The organism is Pseudomonas sp. LH21, assembly GCF_036549575.1.
Taxonomy (GTDB): Bacteria; Pseudomonadota; Gammaproteobacteria; order Pseudomonadales; family Pseudomonadaceae; genus Aquipseudomonas; species Aquipseudomonas peradeniyensis.
On record NZ_CP144367.1, the window covers coordinates 4,782,802 to 4,801,599 of the forward strand.

At 65.4% G+C, this 18,798-nt stretch carries 16 protein-coding genes; 9 read left to right on the forward strand and 7 right to left on the reverse strand.

What is annotated here, in order from left to right; all coding sequences use genetic code 11:
* Positions 1 to 87: 87 nt before the first annotated feature.
* Both VUG52_RS21835 and VUG52_RS21840 read left to right on the forward strand, forming a co-directional pair.
* Positions 88 to 996, forward strand: coding sequence for a LysR family transcriptional regulator (locus VUG52_RS21835; RefSeq protein ID WP_028690200.1), 909 nt, complete (start codon positions 88 to 90; stop codon positions 994 to 996).
* A gap of 76 nt (positions 997 to 1,072) precedes the next feature.
* Positions 1,073 to 1,246, forward strand: a complete 174-nt coding sequence (locus tag VUG52_RS21840; RefSeq protein ID WP_177330819.1) for a hypothetical protein — start codon at positions 1,073 to 1,075, stop codon at positions 1,244 to 1,246.
* 6 nt (positions 1,247 to 1,252) lie between these two features.
* On the opposite strand, the gene VUG52_RS21845 is transcribed toward VUG52_RS21840, so the two are convergent.
* The gene (locus tag VUG52_RS21845) at positions 1,253 to 2,122 is read right to left on the reverse strand and encodes an isocitrate lyase/PEP mutase family protein (protein WP_028690201.1); all 870 of its coding nucleotides are present in this window, start codon (positions 2,120 to 2,122) and stop codon (positions 1,253 to 1,255) included.
* Positions 2,123 to 2,452: 330 nt separating this feature from the next.
* On the opposite strand from VUG52_RS21845, the gene VUG52_RS21850 reads away from it, so the two are divergent.
* A complete protein-coding gene (locus tag VUG52_RS21850; protein ID WP_371263122.1) occupies positions 2,453 to 3,994 on the forward strand; it encodes an MDR family MFS transporter in 1,542 nt (513 codons plus the stop codon).
* A 74-nt stretch (positions 3,995 to 4,068) separates the two neighbouring features.
* Here the strand turns inward: VUG52_RS21850 and ttgR are convergent, their stop codons facing one another.
* Positions 4,069 to 4,701, reverse strand: coding sequence for an efflux transport transcriptional regulator TtgR (gene ttgR, locus VUG52_RS21855; RefSeq protein ID WP_050703922.1), 633 nt, complete (start codon positions 4,699 to 4,701; stop codon positions 4,069 to 4,071).
* A 247-nt stretch (positions 4,702 to 4,948) separates the two neighbouring features.
* On the opposite strand from ttgR, the gene ttgA reads away from it, so the two are divergent.
* The 5 genes from ttgA to VUG52_RS21880 all read left to right on the forward strand — a co-directional run bounded on the left by ttgA (position 4,949) and on the right by VUG52_RS21880 (position 13,470).
* Positions 4,949 to 6,103, forward strand: a complete 1,155-nt coding sequence (gene ttgA, locus VUG52_RS21860; protein WP_028690204.1) for a toluene efflux RND transporter periplasmic adaptor subunit TtgA — start codon at positions 4,949 to 4,951, stop codon at positions 6,101 to 6,103.
* Positions 6,104 to 6,106: 3 nt separating this feature from the next.
* On the forward strand, positions 6,107 to 9,259 hold the full coding sequence (gene ttgB, locus VUG52_RS21865) for a multidrug efflux RND transporter permease subunit TtgB (protein WP_050703921.1): 3,153 nt from the start codon (positions 6,107 to 6,109) through the stop codon (positions 9,257 to 9,259).
* A complete protein-coding gene (locus VUG52_RS21870) occupies positions 9,256 to 10,701 on the forward strand; it encodes an AdeC/AdeK/OprM family multidrug efflux complex outer membrane factor (RefSeq protein WP_050703920.1) in 1,446 nt (481 codons plus the stop codon). The genes ttgB and VUG52_RS21870 overlap by 4 nt, the downstream gene beginning before the upstream one ends.
* 319 nt (positions 10,702 to 11,020) lie before the next feature.
* On the forward strand, positions 11,021 to 12,274 hold the full coding sequence (locus VUG52_RS21875; protein WP_050703919.1) for an OprD family porin: 1,254 nt from the start codon (positions 11,021 to 11,023) through the stop codon (positions 12,272 to 12,274).
* A gap of 212 nt (positions 12,275 to 12,486) precedes the next feature.
* Positions 12,487 to 13,470, forward strand: a complete 984-nt coding sequence (locus tag VUG52_RS21880) for a LysR family transcriptional regulator (protein WP_050703918.1) — start codon at positions 12,487 to 12,489, stop codon at positions 13,468 to 13,470.
* On the opposite strand, the gene VUG52_RS21885 is transcribed toward VUG52_RS21880, so the two are convergent.
* On the reverse strand, positions 13,370 to 14,056 hold the full coding sequence (locus VUG52_RS21885) for a Crp/Fnr family transcriptional regulator (RefSeq protein ID WP_050703917.1): 687 nt from the start codon (positions 14,054 to 14,056) through the stop codon (positions 13,370 to 13,372). The two genes, VUG52_RS21880 and VUG52_RS21885, sit on opposite strands and share 101 nt — an antisense overlap.
* A 92-nt stretch (positions 14,057 to 14,148) precedes the next feature.
* Here VUG52_RS21885 and VUG52_RS21890 point away from each other — a divergent pair, with 92 nt between their 5' ends.
* On the forward strand, positions 14,149 to 14,673 hold the full coding sequence (locus VUG52_RS21890) for an Mpo1 family 2-hydroxy fatty acid dioxygenase (RefSeq protein WP_050703916.1): 525 nt from the start codon (positions 14,149 to 14,151) through the stop codon (positions 14,671 to 14,673).
* A gap of 142 nt (positions 14,674 to 14,815) precedes the next feature.
* Here the strand turns inward: VUG52_RS21890 and pcaC are convergent, their stop codons facing one another.
* The 4 genes from pcaC to VUG52_RS21910 are packed head-to-tail and all read right to left on the reverse strand — an operon-like array spanning position 14,816 to position 18,674.
* Positions 14,816 to 15,208, reverse strand: a complete 393-nt coding sequence (pcaC, locus tag VUG52_RS21895; RefSeq protein ID WP_050703915.1) for a 4-carboxymuconolactone decarboxylase — start codon at positions 15,206 to 15,208, stop codon at positions 14,816 to 14,818.
* A 10-nt stretch (positions 15,209 to 15,218) separates the two neighbouring features.
* Positions 15,219 to 16,010 (reverse strand): 3-oxoadipate enol-lactonase, encoded by a 792-nt coding sequence (pcaD, locus tag VUG52_RS21900; RefSeq protein WP_050703914.1) that lies wholly within the window; start codon positions 16,008 to 16,010, stop codon positions 15,219 to 15,221.
* Between the two features lie 12 nt (positions 16,011 to 16,022).
* The gene (locus VUG52_RS21905) at positions 16,023 to 17,375 is read right to left on the reverse strand and encodes a 3-carboxy-cis,cis-muconate cycloisomerase (RefSeq protein WP_050703913.1); all 1,353 of its coding nucleotides are present in this window, start codon (positions 17,373 to 17,375) and stop codon (positions 16,023 to 16,025) included.
* Positions 17,376 to 17,384: 9 nt separating this feature from the next.
* Entirely contained in the window at positions 17,385 to 18,674 is a 1,290-nt protein-coding gene (locus VUG52_RS21910; protein ID WP_050703912.1) for an MFS family transporter, read from the reverse strand.
* Positions 18,675 to 18,798 lie beyond the last annotated feature (124 nt).

Consider the following 18,798-nt stretch of genomic DNA (forward strand, 5'->3'; position numbering starts at 1 on the left):
TGGGACGATGCAGGCAAGCTTAGTTGCCCGAACCAATACAAAAAATGCGATGCTTCGACATAGTTTGTTTCTGAAATCGGACAGATCATGGACCGCCTCAACGCCATGCGCGTATTCGTCACCGTCGTCGACCTGGGCAGCCAGTCGGCCGCGGCGGATCATCTGGAGCTTTCCAGGCCCGTGGTATCACGCTACCTGGCGGAGCTCGAGGACTGGGTCGGCGCGCGCCTGATGCAACGCACCACGCGCAAGCTCAGTCTGACGGCGGCGGGTCTCGAAACCCTGCCCCGCTGCCGCCAGTTGCTGGAGCTGGCCGGCGACCTGCAGAACGCCGTGCGCCAGCCGGACGACGCCCCCCGCGGTGAACTGCGCATCAGCGTCAGCACTTCGTTCGGCCAAGCCCAGCTGGTGGATGCACTGGCCGCCTATGTCAAACGCTACCCCGGGGTGAAGGTGGAACTGCAGATGCTCGACCGCACCGTCAACCTGGTGGACGAGCGCATCGACCTGGCCATCCGCACCAGCAACGATGTCGACCCCAACCTCATCGCCCGGCGCCTGAGCGTGTGCCGCTCGGTGGTCTGCGCCAGCCCTGCCTACCTGCGCGAGCACGGCACGCCGCGCCAGGTCGAGGAGCTGAGCCGGCACAACTGCCTGACCCACGCCTACTTCGGTCATAGCCTGTGGCATTTCGAGGTGGATGGGCAGAACGTCGCCGTGCCGGTGCAGGGCAATATCAGCGCCAACGAGGCCATGACCCTGCAGAAAGCCGCCCTGGCCCACGCCGGCATCGCCATGTTGCCCACCTATCAGGCGGCGGCCGCGTTGCGCAGTGGCGAGCTGGTGCGGCTGTTGCCGCATGCCAGGCCACGGGAGCTGACCCTGAATGCGGTATACACCTCGCGCAAGCACATGCCGGCGACGCTGCGCAGCATGCTGGACTTCCTGGCGCAGCGGTTCGGCGACGAGCCGGAGTGGGACAAGGGATTGAGCTGAGTCCAGGCCATGCAGATCCGCGCACAAGGCCTATGCTTGAAGGTATCACCTGTTGCACCAACAGGAGGTCCGCACCATGAGCATCAAATCCAGGCGTTGCGCCCTCGTCTTCGCCCTGGTCGCGGTGGCCGGGCTCTACGGCTCGGCCTGCTGGCGGGTCGAGCTGCTGCGCAGCCAGCCCAACGCGGCCGCCAGCTGCGTCCACGAGCACTGCGTTCCCCACAGCGCAACGCTGAGCGCCGTCAGGTAGAGTGCATCACTCCTCGACGCTCATGTACTCCTTGGCCCAGCGGATGTAGTCCTCGGGCTGGGTGTAGGTGTGCGAAAGCTCGGTGGCGCCGAGGCTGTCCGACTTGTGCTGCTGGCCGCGCTGCTGGCGCAGGCAGTCGTAGGTGGCCTTGATCGCGGCGAAGTAGGCGGCATGGCCATCGACCACGATGCGCACGCCCAGGCGCGCCAGGCGCTCGTCGTCACGCAGGTTCGGGTTGGCGTAGGTGACCAGCATCAGCGGCACGCTCAGGTGCTCGGCGATCTGCTCCAACTGCTCGAAGTCCTTCACCCCCACCATGCAGATGCCATCGGCGCCGGCCTTCTGGTAGCTCTGGGTACGGACGATGATTTCCTCGGTGGTGAGCACGCCGGCATTGGTCCTGGCAATGATCGCCAGCGCCGAGTCGACACGCGCCTCCAGCGCCGCGCGGATCTTGCCCACGCCCTCCTCCACCGAGATCAGGTCGGTGGACTTGCGGCCGAACTGGGCCGGCAGCAAGGTGTCCTCGATGGTCAGCGCGGCCACGCCGGCGCGCTCCAGTTCGATGACCGTGCGCATCACGTTAAGCGCATTGCCATAGCCGTGGTCGGCGTCGGCGAGCACCGGCAACTGGGCGACGCGACCGATACGGGTGGCCTGCTCGACGAACTCGCTGAGGGTAATCAGGGCGAAGTCCGGCGCGGCCAGGACCTGCAACGAGGCGACCGAGCCGCCGAGGATGCCGACTTCGAAGCCCAGGTCCGCGGCGATACGGGCGGACATCGGGTCGAAGACCGAAGCGGTGTGATAGCACGAACCTGAAGCAAGCAGCTCGCGGAAGGCAAAACGCAGATCGTGGTGGGAAGCCTTGGGCATGATCACTCCGCTTGAACAATGAGAAATGGTGAACGGCTGACTACCGACCCCTGTATCGGGTCTACCTGACTGTTCCAACCGTCGCCATCTGGGCGGTCATGCTCGACATGCAGGCAGAGGAATAGAAGGTGTGGACATACAGCGACGCGAAACCCTGCGGCAAATGGCTGCACCATGCTGGTGCAGGCCCCGGATTTCAGCCTCTGCGGCCCTGCCACGATATCACGCGGTCATGCAGCGCTGGATGAATGCGCCAATGCCGATCTTGCATAGGGGATGCATGGAGTACATAGGTAGCTATGTAACTCAGGTTACAATGCTCCACCATGAATGAGCCCATCGCGGGGCAAGTCGCATCGGCGCACCGCCGCTCCCACGATGCCTCGCGATCGCGTCAGCGCTGACCACAAGGTATCCACCGTGACCGCCGCCCTGCCCCCCACCGTCCTGCGTAGCGTCCTGACCGCCCTGATGCTGGCAATCTTTCTCGGCGCCCTCGACCAGACCATCGTCGCCGTGTCGATGCCGGCGATTTCCGCGCAGTTCAATGATGTCGGGCTGCTGGCCTGGGTCATCTCCGGCTACATGGTGGCCATGACCATCGCCGTGCCGATCTACGGCAAGCTCGGCGACCTGTATGGCCGGCGGCGCATGATCCTCACCGGCACCGCCCTGTTCACCCTGGCTTCGGTGGCCTGCGGCCTGGCCCAGGACATGCCGCAGCTGGTGCTGGCGCGGGTGCTCCAGGGCATCGGTGCCGGCGGCATGGTGTCGGTGAGCCAGGCGATCATCGGCGACTTCGTGCCGCCCCGCGAGCGCGGGCGCTACCAGGGCTATTTCAGCAGCATGTATGCCTTGGCCAGTGTCGCCGGGCCGGTGCTCGGCGGTTGGCTCACCGAGTACCTGTCCTGGCGCTGGGTGTTCTGGATCAACCTGCCGCTGGGGCTGGTCGCCCTGTGGGTGATCCACCGGGCGCTGGACGGCTTGTCGGTCAAGCGCCGCGAGGCCCGTGTGGACTACCTGGGCGCAGTGTTGATGATCCTCGGCCTGGGCAGCCTGCTGCTGGGCATCACCCTGGTCGGCCAGGGGCATGCCTGGCTGTCGTCGCAGGTGCTGGCGCTGCTGGGCTGCGCGCTGTTTGGGCTGCTGGCGTTCATCGCCCACGAGCGCCGTTGCCGCGAGCCGCTGCTGCCGCTGGGCCTGTTTGGCAACCGGGTCGCGGTGCTGTGCTGGTGCGTGATCTTCTTCGCCAGCTTCCAGTCGATCTCGCTGACCATGCTCATGCCCCTGCGCTTCCAGGGTATCACTGGTGCCGGCGCCGACAGCGCGGCACTGCACCTGCTGCCGCTGGCCATGGGGCTGCCCATCGGCGCCTTCACCGGCGGGCGCATGACCAGCCGCACCGGCCGCTTCAAGCCACAGATCCTCACCGGAGCGCTGCTGATGCCAATGGCCATCGCCGCCATGGCGCTGACGCCGCCGCAATCGGAGTTGCTCGGCGCGCTGTTCATGCTGCTCACCGGCATCGCCTGCGGCCTGCAGTTCCCCACCTCGCTGGTGGGCACGCAAAGCGCGGTGGACAGCCGGGACATCGGCGTGGCGACCAGTACCACCAACCTGTTCCGCTCGCTTGGCGGGGCGATGGGGGTGGCGTGCATGTCCAGCCTGCTGCTAGCGCTATTGCACCAGGGTGGTTTCGAAATGTTGGGCAATCCGCTATTGGGCAGCCTCAAAGCGGGAGAGGCGGATCCGCAGACCCAGGCGCGCTTGCTGGAAACCTTCCGCGACCTGTTGCTGGTCAGCGCCGGAGCGTCGCTTATCGGGCTGCTGGCGGCGCTGGCACTGCCGGACCGGCAGTTGCGTGGGCGCTAAAAGCCTGCTCCCACAGTATTAATTCTGCCTTAACCGGAAAGGAGTAACACTTCCTCACAATCCTTAACAAAGTGTCATTTGCGCAAGCCCGGGCTCAAGCGCAGCATATCCAGCCCGGTGTCGACCCATTTTTCGACATCGCCCAACAGGTCGAAGCTGTCCGGCAGCAGCAGCCAGCGGCCGATCAGGCCGTCCACATAGGCAAACATGGCCACCGCCGCCCGCTCGATATCGAGCTCGGCGGGCAACTGGCCACGACGTACCGCATTGCCCAAGGCCAGGGCAACGCTCTGATGGCAGTCCAGCACCGCGCCCTGGCGTTGCTGGCGAATCTCACACATGTCGTCGGTGAACTCGCACTTGTGATGCAGGATTTCATTGATACGCCGGGTACGGGCATCGAGCACCAGCTCGTTGAACACTTGCAGCAACAGCTTGCGCATGCAGCCGAGCGGGTCGAGTTCGTCCTCGCTTTCACTGGCCCGGGCCAGGTGGTCATGGGTCTCGTGCAGGCTGTCGAGCAGCGCCTGCACCAGTTCCGCCTTGTTGCTGAAATGCCAGTAGATCGCCCCGCGGGTCACCCCCGCGAGCTCGGCGATGTCGGCCAGGGTGGTACGCGCGACCCCGCGCTTGTAGAAGGCCTTTTCCGCCGCCTCGATGATCTGGGCACGGGTTTCCTGGGCTTCTTCTTTGGTTCGACGGACCATGGCAGTACAACCTCATCAGGCCCCGCCCGCTCAGCTGGCGGACGGGAATCGGGCCGGGGCGAGCGCTTCATGGGCCACTCCCGGGTGCATGTGGACGATCCGCGGCGACTCACCGACGGTATTTACAAACAACCATGAATGTAAGTATATTCCTTAGCAAGCTATTTATCCACCGGATAGCGTTTTTCTCTTAAGACTCTTCCACTATATTCTTGAGCTCCCTTGCTCCTGCGACCCGAGGATCCTCATGCAATTCAAGCCAGCCGTAACCGCCCTGGTTTCCGCCGTGGCCCTGGCAACCCTGCTCAGTGGCTGTAAGAAAGAGGAAGCAGCGCCTGCGCCGCAGGCTCCTCAGGTCGGCGTCGTGACCGTGCAACCGCAAGCCTTCACCCTGACCTCGGAACTGCCGGGGCGCACCAGCGCCTACCGTGTGGCCGAGGTTCGCCCGCAGGTGAACGGCATCATTCTCAAGCGCCTGTTCAAGGAAGGCACCGACGTCAAGGAAGGGCAGCAGCTCTACCAGATCGACCCGGCCGTCTACGAGGCGACCCTGGCCAACGCCCAGGCCAACCTGCAGGCTACCCGCTCGCTGGCCGAACGCTACAAGCAACTGATCGACGAGCAGGCCGTCTCCAAGCAGGAATACGACGACGCCAATGCCAAACGATTGCAGGCCGAGGCGTCGCTCAAGAGCGCCCAGATCGACCTGCGCTACACCAAGGTGCTGGCTCCGATCAGTGGCCGTATCGGCCGCTCCTCGGTCACCGAAGGCGCCCTGGTGAACAACGGCCAGACCAACGCCATGGCCACCATCCAGCAGCTCGACCCGATCTACGTCGACGTCACCCAGTCCACCGCCGAGCTGCTCAAGCTGCGCCGTGACCTGGAAAGCGGCCAACTGCAGAAGGCCGGCGACAACGCCGCCCAGGTGCAGCTGGTGCTGGAAGACGGCAGCCTGTTCAAGCAACAGGGTCGCCTGGAGTTCTCCGAAGTCGCGGTCGACGAGACCACCGGCTCGGTCACCCTGCGCGCGATCTTCCCCAACCCCGACCACACCCTGCTGCCCGGCATGTTCGTCCATGCGCGGCTCAAGGCCGGGGTCAACGCCAACGCCATCCTGGCCCCGCAACAGGGCGTGACCCGCGACCTCAAGGGCGCGCCGACCGCATTGGTGGTCAACCAGGAGAACAAGGTCGAACTGCGCCAGCTCAAGGCCAGCCGCACCCTGGGCAGTGACTGGCTGATCGAGGAAGGCCTGAACCCGGGCGACCGTCTGATCACCGAAGGGCTGCAGTTCGTGCGCCCGGGCGTCGAGGTCAAGGTCAGCGAAGCCACCAACGTCAAGAAGCCGGCCGGCCCTGCTCAGGCCAACACGGCCAAAGCCGACGCCAAAGCGGAGTAAACCATGTCGAAGTTCTTTATCGATCGCCCGATCTTCGCCTGGGTGATCGCCCTGGTGATCATGCTGGTCGGCGCCCTGTCGATCCTGAAGCTGCCGATCAACCAGTATCCGAGCATCGCCCCGCCGGCCATCGCCATCTCCGTGACCTACCCGGGCGCCTCGGCGCAGACCGTGCAGGACACCGTGGTGCAGGTGATCGAGCAACAGCTCAACGGTATCGACAACCTGCGTTATGTGTCGTCGGAAAGTAACTCCGACGGCAGCATGACCATCACCGCCACCTTCGAGCAGGGCACCAACTCCGACACCGCGCAGGTCCAGGTACAGAACAAGCTGAACCTGGCCACCCCGCTGCTGCCGCAGGAAGTGCAACAGCAAGGTATCCGCGTCACCAAGGCCGTGAAGAACTTCCTGCTGGTGATCGGCCTGGTGTCCGAAGACGGCAGCATGAGCAAGGACGACCTGGCCAACTATATCGTCTCCAACATGCAGGACCCGATCTCGCGGACTGCGGGCGTCGGTGACTTCCAGGTGTTCGGTGCGCAGTACGCCATGCGTATCTGGCTGGATCCGGCCAAGCTGAACAAGTTCCAGCTGACTCCGGTCGACGTGCGTACCGCCGTGGCCGCGCAGAACGTCCAGGTCTCGTCCGGCCAGCTCGGCGGCCTGCCGGCACTGCCGGGTACCCAGCTCAACGCGACCATCATCGGCAAGACCCGCCTGCAGACCGCCGAGCAGTTCGAGAAGATCCTGCTCAAGGTCAACAACGACGGCTCCCAGGTACGCCTGGGCGATGTCGCCACGGTCGGCCTGGGTGGCGAGAACTACGCCATCAGCGCCCAGTACAACGGCAAACCGGCCTCGGGCCTGGCGGTCAAGCTGGCCACCGGCGCCAACGCCCTGGACACCGCCAAGGCGCTGCGCACGACCATCAGCGACCTGGAGCCGTTCTTCCCGCCGGGCGTGAAGGCCGTGTTCCCGTATGACACCACGCCGGTGGTCACCGAATCGATCAGCGGGGTGATCCACACCCTGATCGAGGCCGTGGTCCTGGTGTTCCTGGTAATGTACCTGTTCCTGCAGAACTTCCGCGCCACCATCATCACCACCATGACCGTGCCGGTGGTGTTGCTGGGTACCTTCGGCATCCTTGCCGCCGCGGGCTTCAGCATCAACACCCTGACCATGTTCGCCATGGTCCTGGCCATCGGCTTGCTGGTGGACGACGCCATCGTCGTGGTGGAGAACGTCGAGCGGGTGATGTCCGAGGAAGGGTTGCCGCCCAAGGAGGCAACCAAGCGCTCCATGGAGCAGATCCAGGGCGCCCTGGTGGGTATCGCCCTGGTCCTGTCGGCGGTACTGCTGCCGATGGCCTTCTTCGGCGGTTCCACCGGTGTGATCTATCGCCAGTTCTCCATCACCATCGTCTCGGCCATGGGCCTGTCGGTGCTGGTGGCGCTGATCTTCACCCCGGCCCTGTGCGCCACCATGCTCAAGCCGCTGAAGAAGGGCGAGCACCATGTGGCCAAGCGCGGCTTCTTCGGCTGGTTCAACCGCAACTTCGACCGCAGCGTCGTCGGCTACGAACGCAGCGTCGGCACCATCCTGCGCAACAAGATCCCGTTCCTGCTGGCCTACGCCCTGATCGTGGTCGGCATGATCTGGCTGTTCGCCCGTATCCCCACCGCGTTCCTGCCCGAGGAAGACCAGGGCGTGCTGTTCGCCCAGGTGCAGACCCCGGCCGGCTCCAGTGCCGAGCGCACCCAGGTGGTGGTCGACCAGATGCGCGAGTACCTGCTCGACAAGGAAGCCGACACCGTGGCATCGGTGTTCACCGTCAACGGTTTCAACTTCGCCGGTCGAGGCCAGAGTTCGGGCATGGCGTTCATCATGCTCAAGCCGTGGGACGAGCGTTCGAAGGAGAACAGCGTGTTCGCCCTCGCCCAGCGCGCGCAGATGCATTTCTTCAGCTTCCGCGACGCGATGGTGTTCGCCTTCGCCCCGCCTGCGGTGCTCGAACTGGGTAACGCCACCGGCTTCGACGTGTTCCTCCAGGACCGCGCCGGCGTCGGCCACGCGAAACTGATGGAAGCGCGCAACCAGTTCCTGGCCAAGGCCGCGCAGAGCAAGATCCTCAGCGCCGTGCGTCCGAACGGCCTGAACGACGAGCCGCAGTACCAGCTGACCATCGACGACGAACGCGCCAGTGCCCTGGGCGTGACCATCGCCGACATCAACAACACCCTGTCGATCGCCCTGGGCGGTAGCTACGTCAACGACTTCATCGACCGCGGTCGGGTCAAGAAGGTCTACATCCAGGGCGAGCCAAACTCGCGGATGAGCCCGGAAGACCTGCAGAAGTGGTACGTGCGCAACGGCAAGGGCGAGATGGTGCCGTTCTCCTCCTTCGCCAAGGGCGAATGGAGCTATGGCTCGCCGAAGCTGTCGCGCTACAACGGCGTTGAAGCGGTCGAGATCCTCGGTACCCCGGCCCCGGGCTACAGTACCGGTGAGGCCATGGCCGAAGTCGAGCGCATCGCCGGCGAACTGCCAACCGGCATCGGCTACTCCTGGACCGGCATGTCCTACGAGGAAAAGCTCTCCGGTTCGCAGATGCCGGCGCTGTTCGCCCTCTCGGTGCTGTTCGTGTTCCTGTGCCTGGCGGCGCTGTATGAAAGCTGGTCGATCCCGATCGCGGTCGTGCTCGTGGTACCGCTGGGCATCATCGGTGCCCTGCTCGCCACCAGCCTGCGCGGGTTGTCCAACGACGTGTACTTCCTGGTCGGCCTGCTGACCACGATCGGCCTGGCGGCGAAGAACGCCATCCTGATCGTCGAGTTCGCCAAGGAGCTGCACGAGCAAGGCCGCAGCCTGTACGACGCGGCGATCGAGGCGTGCCGCATGCGTCTGCGCCCGATCATCATGACCTCGCTGGCGTTCATCCTCGGCGTGGTACCGTTGACCATCGCCAGCGGCGCCGGCGCCGGTAGCCAGCACGCCATCGGTACCGGCGTGATCGGCGGCATGATCAGTGCGACCGTGCTGGCCATCTTCTGGGTACCGCTATTCTTCGTCGCAGTGTCGTCGCTGTTCGGCAGCAAAGAGCCGAAAGAACACGCCACCCCTGAAACTCCACGTTATGAGGCTGGGCAATGACCAAGTCTTTGTTGTCCCTGGCGGTAACCGCCTTCATCCTCGGCGGCTGCTCGCTGATCCCCGACTACCAGACGCCCGAGGCGCCGGTGGCCGCGCAGTGGCCGCAAGGCCCTGCGTACTCGCCGACCGAGTCGGCCAACGTCGCCGCTGCAGAACAGGGCTGGCGCCAGTTCTTCCACGACCCGGCGCTGCAGCAGCTGATCCAGACGTCGCTGGAAAACAACCGCGACCTGCGCGTCGCGGCATTGAACATCGACGCCTACCGCGCCCAGTACCGCATCCAGCGCGCCGACCTGTTCCCGGCCGTGTCGGCCAATGGCAGCGGCAGCCGCCAGCGTGTGCCGGCGAACATGTCGCAGACCGGTGAGGCGAACATCACCAGCCAATACTCGGCCACCCTGGGTGTCAGCGCCTACGAACTGGACCTGTTCGGTCGCGTGCGCAGCCTGACCCAGCAGGCTCTGGAAACCTACCTGTCCAGCGAGCAGGCGCGCCGCTCCACGCAGATCAGCCTGGTGGCCAGCGTGGCCAACGCCTACTACACCTGGCAGGCCGACCAGGCGCTGCTGAAGCTGACCGAAGAAACGCTCAAGACGTACGAAGAGAGCTACAACCTGACCCGCCGCAGCAATGAGGTGGGTGTGGCCTCGGCACTTGACCTGAGCCAGGCCCGCACCGCCGTCGAAGGCGCGCGGGTCAAGCTGTCGCAGTACCAACGCCTGGTCGCCCAGGACCTGAACAGCCTCACCGTGCTGGTGGGTACCGGCGTGCCGGCCAACCTGCCCAAGCCGCTGGAGCTCAATGCCGACCAGCTGGCCGAAGTGCCGGCGGGCCTGCCGTCCGACATCCTGCAGCGCCGTCCGGACATCCAGGAAGCCGAGCACCTGCTCAAGGCCGCCAACGCCAACATCGGCGCCGCCCGCGCCGCGTTCTTCCCAAGCATCAGCCTGACCGCCAACGCCGGTACCCTGAGCCCGGACATGGGCGGGCTGTTCAAGGGTGGCTCGGGCACCTGGTTGTTCCAGCCGCAGATCAACCTGCCGATCTTCAATGCCGGTAGCCTCAAGGCCAGCCTGGACTACTCGAAGATCCAGAAGGACATCAACGTCGCCAAGTACGAGAAGACCATCCAGACCGCCTTCCAGGAAGTCGCCGATGGCCTGGCCGCACGCAAGACGTTCGAAGAGCAGCTGCAGGCGCAACGCGACCTGGTGGCGGCGAACCAGGACTACTACCGACTGGCCGAGCGCCGCTACCGCATCGGTATCGACAGCAACCTGACCTTCCTCGACGCCCAGCGCAACCTGTTCAGCGCCCAGCAGTCGCTGATCGGTGATCGCCTGTCGCAGCTGGTCAGCGAGGTCAACCTGTACAAGGCCCTCGGTGGCGGCTGGTACGAGCAGACCCAGCAGCAGGCCTCGATCCAGACGCCGAAAGGCTGATTGGACCGGTAACGCATCAAGCCCACCCTTGCGGTGGGCTTTTTGTTGCCGGTACGGGCCTCATCGCGGGGCAAGCCCGCTCCCACGTTGCTCTTCAACCTGAGGTATCCGTGGGAGCGGGCTTGCCCCGCGATACCAGTCAGCCAACATTACGTTCGATAATCGCCCCATTCCGCGTTCCACGAATTGCCTCGCCCCCACCCTCCCCCGCACCATCGCCCACGCAACGTTGCACAAGCTCTCTCTTAAGACGCCCGACCCTGCGGCCCGCACCCGCAGCGCCCCGGCTCGCCCAATAAAAACAAGAGATCCACGACAGATGAGCACTTTGCAACCCGCACGCCAGCTGCTGCCGGGCCTGTTGGCCCTGTCCTGCGCCTTGCCCGCCGTCGCCGCCGAAAGCGGCTTTCTGGAGGACGCCAAGGCCAGCCTCAACCTGCGCAACTTCTACATCAACCGCAACTTCGTCGACCCGGCCAACCCCCAGGGCAAGGCCGAGGAATGGACCCAGAGCTTCATCCTCGACGCCCGTTCCGGCTTCACCCAGGGCACCGTCGGCTTCGGTATCGACGTGCTGGGGCTGTACTCGGTCAAGCTCGACGGTGGCAAGGGCACGGCCGGCACCCACCTGCTGCCGGTGCATGACGATGGCCGCCCGGCCGATGATTTCGGCCGCCTGGGCGTGGCGCTGAAGGCGCGCCTGTCGCAGACCGAACTCAAGGTCGGCGAGTGGATGCCGGTGCTGCCGATCCTGCGTTCGGACGATGGCCGCTCGCTGCCGCAGACGTTCCGCGGCGGCCAGCTCACCTCGAAGGAGATCGACGGCCTGACCCTCTATGCCGGCCAGTTCCGCGGCAACAGCCCGCGCAACGACGCGAGCATGGAAGACATGTTCATGCAGGGACGCGCCGGCATCACCTCCGACCGCTTCAACTTCGCCGGTGGCGAATACAGCTTCAACGACAAGCGCACGATGGTCGGCCTGTGGGACGCCCGCCTCAAGGACATCTACCGCCAGCAGTACCTGAACCTGGTGCACAGCCAACCCTTGGGCGACTGGACCCTGGGCGCCAACCTGGGCTACTTCCTCGGCAAGGAAGACGGCAGCGCCCGCGCCGGCGACCTCGACAACCGCACCGCCTCGGCCATGCTCTCGGCGCGCTACCAGGGCCACACCTTCTACGTCGGCCTGCAGAAGGTCAGTGGCGATGACGCCTGGATGCGGGTCAACGGCACCAGCGGCGGCACCCTGGCCAACGATAGCTACAACGCCAGCTTCGATAATGCCAAGGAGCGCTCCTGGCAGGTGCGCCATGACTTCAACTTCGTCACCGTGGGCATCCCCGGGCTGACCCTGATGAACCGCTACATCAAGGGTGACAACGTGCATGCGGGCGGGGTGGACGATGGCAAGGAGTGGGCCCGGGAGACCGAGCTTGCCTATGTAGTGCAGGCAGGGACCTTCAAGGACCTGTCGGTGAAATGGCGCAACTCGACCATGCGCAGGGATTTCAGCAGTAATGCGTTCGACGAGAACCGGTTGATCGTCAGCTATCCGCTCAACCTGCTTTAGCAGGTCTGGCCTCTTCGCGGGTAAACCCGCTCCCACAGGGACAGCACAGCCTTGGAGTCCAGTGTTATACCTGTGGGAGCGGGTTTACCCGCGAAGAGGCCGGTGGCCACACTAAAGAATCTAAAGGAATATATAAATCAAATAACATTCTTTGACGTTATATATGGCAACCCGCTAAAACCGAGCCCTGATCCCCGCACCAGAGCCCGAGCATGGACCTCCGCCAACTGCGCTATTTCATCGCCCTCACCGAATACCGCAGTTTCGTCCGCGCCGCCGAAGCCATGGGCATCACCCAACCCGCCTTCAGCCGCGCCATCCAGAACCTCGAACAGGCCTTCGGCTGCGCCCTGGTCGATCGCGCCAACAAGTCACTGCGCCCAACTCCCGAGGGGCAAGTGGTACTGCAACACGCCCGCCGCCTGGTGCAAGGCGCCGCGCAGTTGAACAACGAAGTGCTGCAGATGACCAAGCTCGATGCCGGCGAACTGCATTTCGGCAGCGGCCCGGCCCTGGCCGTGCGCCTGGTGCCCCAGGCCCTGCAACACTTCATCGAGCGCCATCCAGGCATCCGCACCGCGCTGCTGGTGGACAACGCCGAACGCCTGGGCCAGGCCCTGCGGCGCGAGCAGATCGAGTTCTTCGTCGATGATGTGCGCCCCTTCGAGGCCGATCCTAACTTCCACACCGAAGCGCTGACCCCGCGCCCCGGCCTGTTCTTCTGCCGCCCGGGGCACCCATTGCTGGCCAAGGACAGCCTGTCGACCAACGACCTGTTCGCCTACCCATTGGCCAGCGCGTTGCTGGCACCGGGCGTGCGCAAGCGCCTGGCCAACCTCAGCGGACGCAGCGACTTCATCCCGCACCTGCAGACCGAGCATCTGGCGGTGCTGCGCAGCGTGGTGCTGGCCAGCGATGCCATCGGCACGGCCAGCGAGGAAGCAGTGGCCGAGGACCTGGCCGCCGGCGACCTGGTGCGCCTGCACTGGCGCAACCTGCCCCCGGGCCTGGAGGTGCTCAGCGTATGCTGCGGGGTGATCAGTCGCAGCGGCTATCGCCTGTCACCGGCGGCGCGGGCGATGATCGACACCCTGGTCAGCCTGGATGCTGCCCCATCGCCCGCAGACGCCGGGCATCGAGAATCTCCACCTCGCCATAGCCCAGGCGTACCACGCCGGACTGCTCGAGGCTCCTGAGGATCTGGTTGATGGTCTGGCGCGACAGCGACAACATCAGGGCAAGCTGTTCCTGGGACACCTGCAGCCGCCACTGGGCGACATCGCGCTCACCGTAGCCTTCGGCCATCTGCAGCAGACGCTGGGCCACCCGCGGCGCGGCGGCCAGCAGGCTCTGCTGCTCCAGGGCAACGAACACCCAGCGCAACTTGTGGCTCATCAGCAACGCCAGCTCACGCCAATGCACAGGCTCGCGCGCCAGCCACTCGAGCAGCGGCGCCTGGGGGATCCACAGCAGGCGCGTCGGCCCTTCGGCATAGGCGTCGTGGGTACGCGGCTGACCGTCGAACAGACTGATCTCACCAAACCAGTGGGGTGACTCGACCAGCGTCAGCAGTGCCTCCTTGCCCTCGCTGCTGACCGCGCCGACCCGCATCGCCCCCTCGAGCACCGCATACAGGCCACAGGGCGCATCGCCGCGCTGGAACAGGCATTGCCCCGGCGCCAGCTCGCGCGCACGGCCCAGGGCCAGCAGGCTATCCTGAACGGTAGCGGGCAATTGCCGGAACCACTGGCCATGCAGCAGCTGGATACGCGGGTCGTGCATGGCGCCTCGCAAAACGAACTCTGTCGGCCAGGCGACAGACGACGGTGACTGAACAGGGGCAAGCTGCGCTCACCCCTGATGGAGGAACAACAATGAAAAACCTCGTCGAGCACCTGAGTCAATACGCGGCCTACCACCGCGATCCGCGCAACATCGCCACCCACTTCATCGGCATTCCGCTGATCGTGCTGGCCGTGGCCATCCTGATGTCGCGTCCCGGCTGGGACCTGGCCGGCATCTGGCTGTCGCCGGCGCTGTTGCTGGCGGGCTGGTCGGTGTGGTTCTACCTGCGCCTGGACCTGCGCTTCGGGCTGCTGATGGGCCTGCTGCTGGGGCTGTGCCTGTGGGCCGGCCAGGCACTGGCCGTGCAGGGCACCGGGCTGTGGCTGAGCGCCGGGCTGGGGGCGTTCGTGGTGGGCTGGATCATCCAGTTCATCGGCCACTGGTACGAAGGGCGCAAGCCGGCGTTCGTCGATGACCTGAGCGGGCTGATCATCGGGCCGCTGTTCGTGGTGGCTGAGCTGGCGTTCATGGCCGGGTTGTGCCCTGAGCTGAAAAAGGCCGTGGAGGCCAATGCCGGGCCGGTGGCCATCCGCCAGAAGAAAGCGGCGATCTGACCCCACCTTGAGGCCTGTAGGAGCGGCCTTGTGCCGCGAATGGGCCGCAAAGCGGCCCCGCCAGCTTCAGCGTCCCCCGCGATGGGGCTGCTGCGCAGCCCATTCGCGGCACAAGGCCGCTCCTACAGGGAAGCATGCAAGCCTACAGCCGCGACTCCACCCCCAACTCATCCCACACCGACTCGGCCAGGTGGAACGTGGCGTTGGCCGCCGGGATCCCGCAGTAGATCGCGCTTTGCATGATCACCTCCTTGATCTCCTCCCGCGTCACGCCATTATTGGCGGCGGCGCGCAGGTGCAGCTTGAGCTCTTCATTGCGGTTCATGCCGATCAACATGGCGATGGTGATCAGGCTGCGGGTATGCCGCGGCAACCCCGGACGCGTCCAGATATCGCCCCAGGCGTGCCGGGTGATCATCTCCTGGAACTCACCGTTGAAGTCATTGAGTTTCTCCAGGCTGCGGTCGACATGGGCGTCGCCCAGTACCGCGCGGCGCACCTGCATGCCCGCCTCGTAGCGTTGTTTCTCGTCCACGGTGTACTCCTCAGCGGCTCGACAGAAAGTCGAGCACACGGCGGCTGAACGGCGCGCCTATCTCGACATTGGACAGGTGCGCCGCCGCAAACTCGACGTACTCGGCGCCGAGGATCCCGGCCTGCATGAAGCGACCGTGCTCGGGGGTGGTCACCGCATCGGCGGTGCCAGCAACAATCAGGGTCGGCACCTGGATATGGTTGAGCTGGTCACGGAAATCGGCATCGCGCACCGCGGCGCAATTGGCCGCGTAGCCCTCCGGCGAAGTCTGCGCCAGCATCTGGCAGATACGCAGGGTGCGCTCCGGCTCGGCGGCGGCGAACGCCGGGGTGAACCAGCGAGCGATGGACGCATCGCGCAAATCGGCCATGGCCTGTCGGCCGCCCGCAAGCACGGTGTCGATGCGGGTATTCCACACCTCGTCGTTGGCGATCTTCGCCGCAGTGTTGCACAGGGTCAGGCTGAGCAGGCGGTTACCCGCGTTGATGCCCAGCCACTGACCAATCAGGCCGCCCATGGACAGGCCGATGAAGTGGGCCTTCTCGATATCCAGGGCATCGAGCAAAGCCAACACGTCGCCCCCCAGTTGCTCGATGCTGTAGGGGCCCTCAGTGACCAGCGAACCGCCATGCCCCCGGGTGTCATAGCGCAGCACACGGAAATGCTCGGCCCATGCCGGGACCTGCGCATCCCACATGTGCAGGTCAGTGCCCAGCGAGTTGGACAGGACCAGCACCGGCGCATCGGCCGGACCGTCGAGTTGGTAATGCAATGCGCCATCGGCCAGTTGCAGGTGCGCCACAGCGGTCTCCTTTCAGGCAGTGAATCGTTGATGTTCGGCCACGGCGCGTGCCACCCAGACACGGGCCTGGCCGAGGTAATGGGCAGGGTCGAGCAGACGGTCGAGTTCGTCAGCGGACAGTTCGGCGCTGACCTGCGGTTCGTCGCCGAGCACGGCACGCAGGTGGCGCCCCTCGGCCACGGCGCGCTGGCAGCATTGCTCCAGCAGGTGATGGGCACGCTCGCGCCCCAGGCGCTGGGCGAGCACGATACTGACCGCCTCGGCCAGCACCAGGCCCTGGGTCAGGTCCAGGTTGCGGCGCATGCGGGCGGCGTCCACCTCCATGCCCTCGGCGATCAGCTGCGCCTGGCGCAGGGCGCCGGAGACCAGGCAGCAGATTTCCGGCAGGGTTTCCCATTCGGCGTGCCAAAGGCCAAGGCTGCGCTCGTGCTCCTGAGGCATGGCGGCGAACAGTGTCGAGACCAGTCCCGGCACGCGGGTGGCGGCACCGATCAGCACCGCCGCGCCCACCGGATTGCGCTTGTGCGGCATGGTCGAAGACCCGCCCTTGCCCGGCGCGCCGGGCTCGAACAGCTCGCCCGCCTCGGTCTGCATCAACAGGCTGACATCCCGGCCGAACTTGCCCAGGCTGCCGGCGACCAGGCCCAGTACCGAGGCGAATTCCACCAGGCGGTCCCGCTGGGTGTGCCACGGCTGTTCGGGCAAGGACAGTTTCAACTGCGCGGCCAGGGCCTCGGCCACCGGCAAGGCCTTGCTGCCCAACGCCGCCAGGCTGCCGGAGGCGCCGCCGAACTGCAGCACCAGCAGGCGCGGGCGCAGCTCCTTGAGCCGCTGACGATGACGAGTCAGGGCGCCGAGCACACCGGCCAGCTTCATCCCCAGCGTCACCGGCGTCGCATGCTGCAGCCAGGTACGCCCCACCAGCGGCGTGTCGGCATGCTGCAACGCCTGGCGGGCCAGGGTGTCGGCCAGCTTGCCGAGGTCACGGTCGATCAGCCCCAGGGCGTCACGCAGTTGCAGCACCAGGCCGCTGTCCATCGCATCCTGGCTGGTGGCGCCGAGGTGCACGTAGCGCTCGGCCTCGGGCACGCCGCTGGCAACCACCTTGCCCAAGGCCTTGACCAGCGGAATCGCCGAGTTGCCAGCGGTGGCGATGGCATCGGCCAGGGCACGCGCGTCGTAGCGCTCGGCCTTGCAGGCCGCCTCGATGGCGCTCACCGCCGTGTGCGGCACCAGTCCGGCACCCGCCTCGGCGCGGGCCAGGGCGGCTTCGAAATCGAGCATGCCCTGCAGCCGGCCACGGTCGGAGAAGATCTCGCGCATCGCCGGCGCGGTGAAGTAGGCATCGAACAGTTGGTTGCTCATGCAACGTCCTTAGTGGTCATGGTGCAGATACGCCGCCTGCTTGGGCAGGCGCAGGCTGAACAGGAAGGCCACCGCCATCATCGCGGTCACGTACCAGTAGAAGGTGTTCTCCATGCCTAAGGTTTTCAAGCCCAGCGCCACGTATTCGGCGGAGCCGCCGAACACCGCGTTGGCCACCGCGTAGGCCAGCCCCACCCCCAGCGCACGGACCTGTGGCGGGAACATCTCGGCCTTCACCAGGCCGCTGATGGAGGTGTAGAAGCTGACGATGCACAGCGCCAGGGTCACCAGCACGAAGGCCATGAACGGGCTGCTCACGGTCTTCAGCGCCATCAGCAGCGGCACGGTGAAGAGCGTCCCGAGGGCGCCGAACAGCAGCATCGAATTGCGTCGGCCAATGCGGTCGGAGAGCATGCCGAACACCGGCTGCAGGATCATGAACAGGAACAGCGCGCCGGTCATGACGAAACTGGCGCTCTTGGCGTTCATGCCGGCGGTGTTGACCAGGTACTTCTGCATGTAGGTGGTGAAGGTATAGAAGATCAGCGAGCCACCGGCGGTGTAGCCCAGCACGGTGATGAAGGCGGCGGCATGATTACGGAACAGTCCGCGGATGGTACCGGCCTCCTTGTCCTGACGGGTCTCGGCGCTGCTGGTCTCCTTCAGCGAGCGGCGCAGCATCAGCGAGATCAGCGCGGCGATGGCACCGACCACGAACGGGATGCGCCAGCCGTATGCCCGCAGCTCCTCCTCGCTGAGCAGCTGTTGCAGGATCACCACCACCAGCACCGCCAGCAACTGGCCGCCGATCAGGGTGACGTACTGGAACGAGGCGAAGAAGCCGCGCTGGCCGCGCAAGGCCACTTCGCTCATGTAGGTGGCGGTAGTGCCATACTCGCCGCCCACCGACAGGCCCTGGATCAGCCGCGCCAGGAGCAGCAGCGCCGGCGCCCAGGCGCCGATGCTGGCGTAGGTGGGCAGGCAGGCGATGATCAGCGAGCCGCCGCACATCATCAGTACCGAGATCATCAGCGAATTCTTGCGCCCGTGGCGGTCGGCCAGGCGGCCGAAGATCCAGCCACCGATAGGGCGCATCAGGAAGCCCGCGGCGAACACGCCGGCGGTGTTGAGCAACTGCACGGTGGGGTCGTCGGAGGGGAAGAAGGCCGGGGCGAAGTAGATCGCGCAGAAGGCGTAGACATAGAAGTCGAACCATTCCACCAGGTTGCCCGACGAAGCGCCGACGATGGCGAAGATCCGCTTGCTGCGTTCTTCACCGGTGTAATAACTGGAAGTCATGGTGTTTTTACTCCTGGGAGGTCACTGCAAAGTCTAGACATACCCAGTAACAATCTCGTTCCACTGTCGCCCAATCGCGGGGCAAGCCCGCTCCCACGATTGCCCGCGCAATTGCCAGGAAACA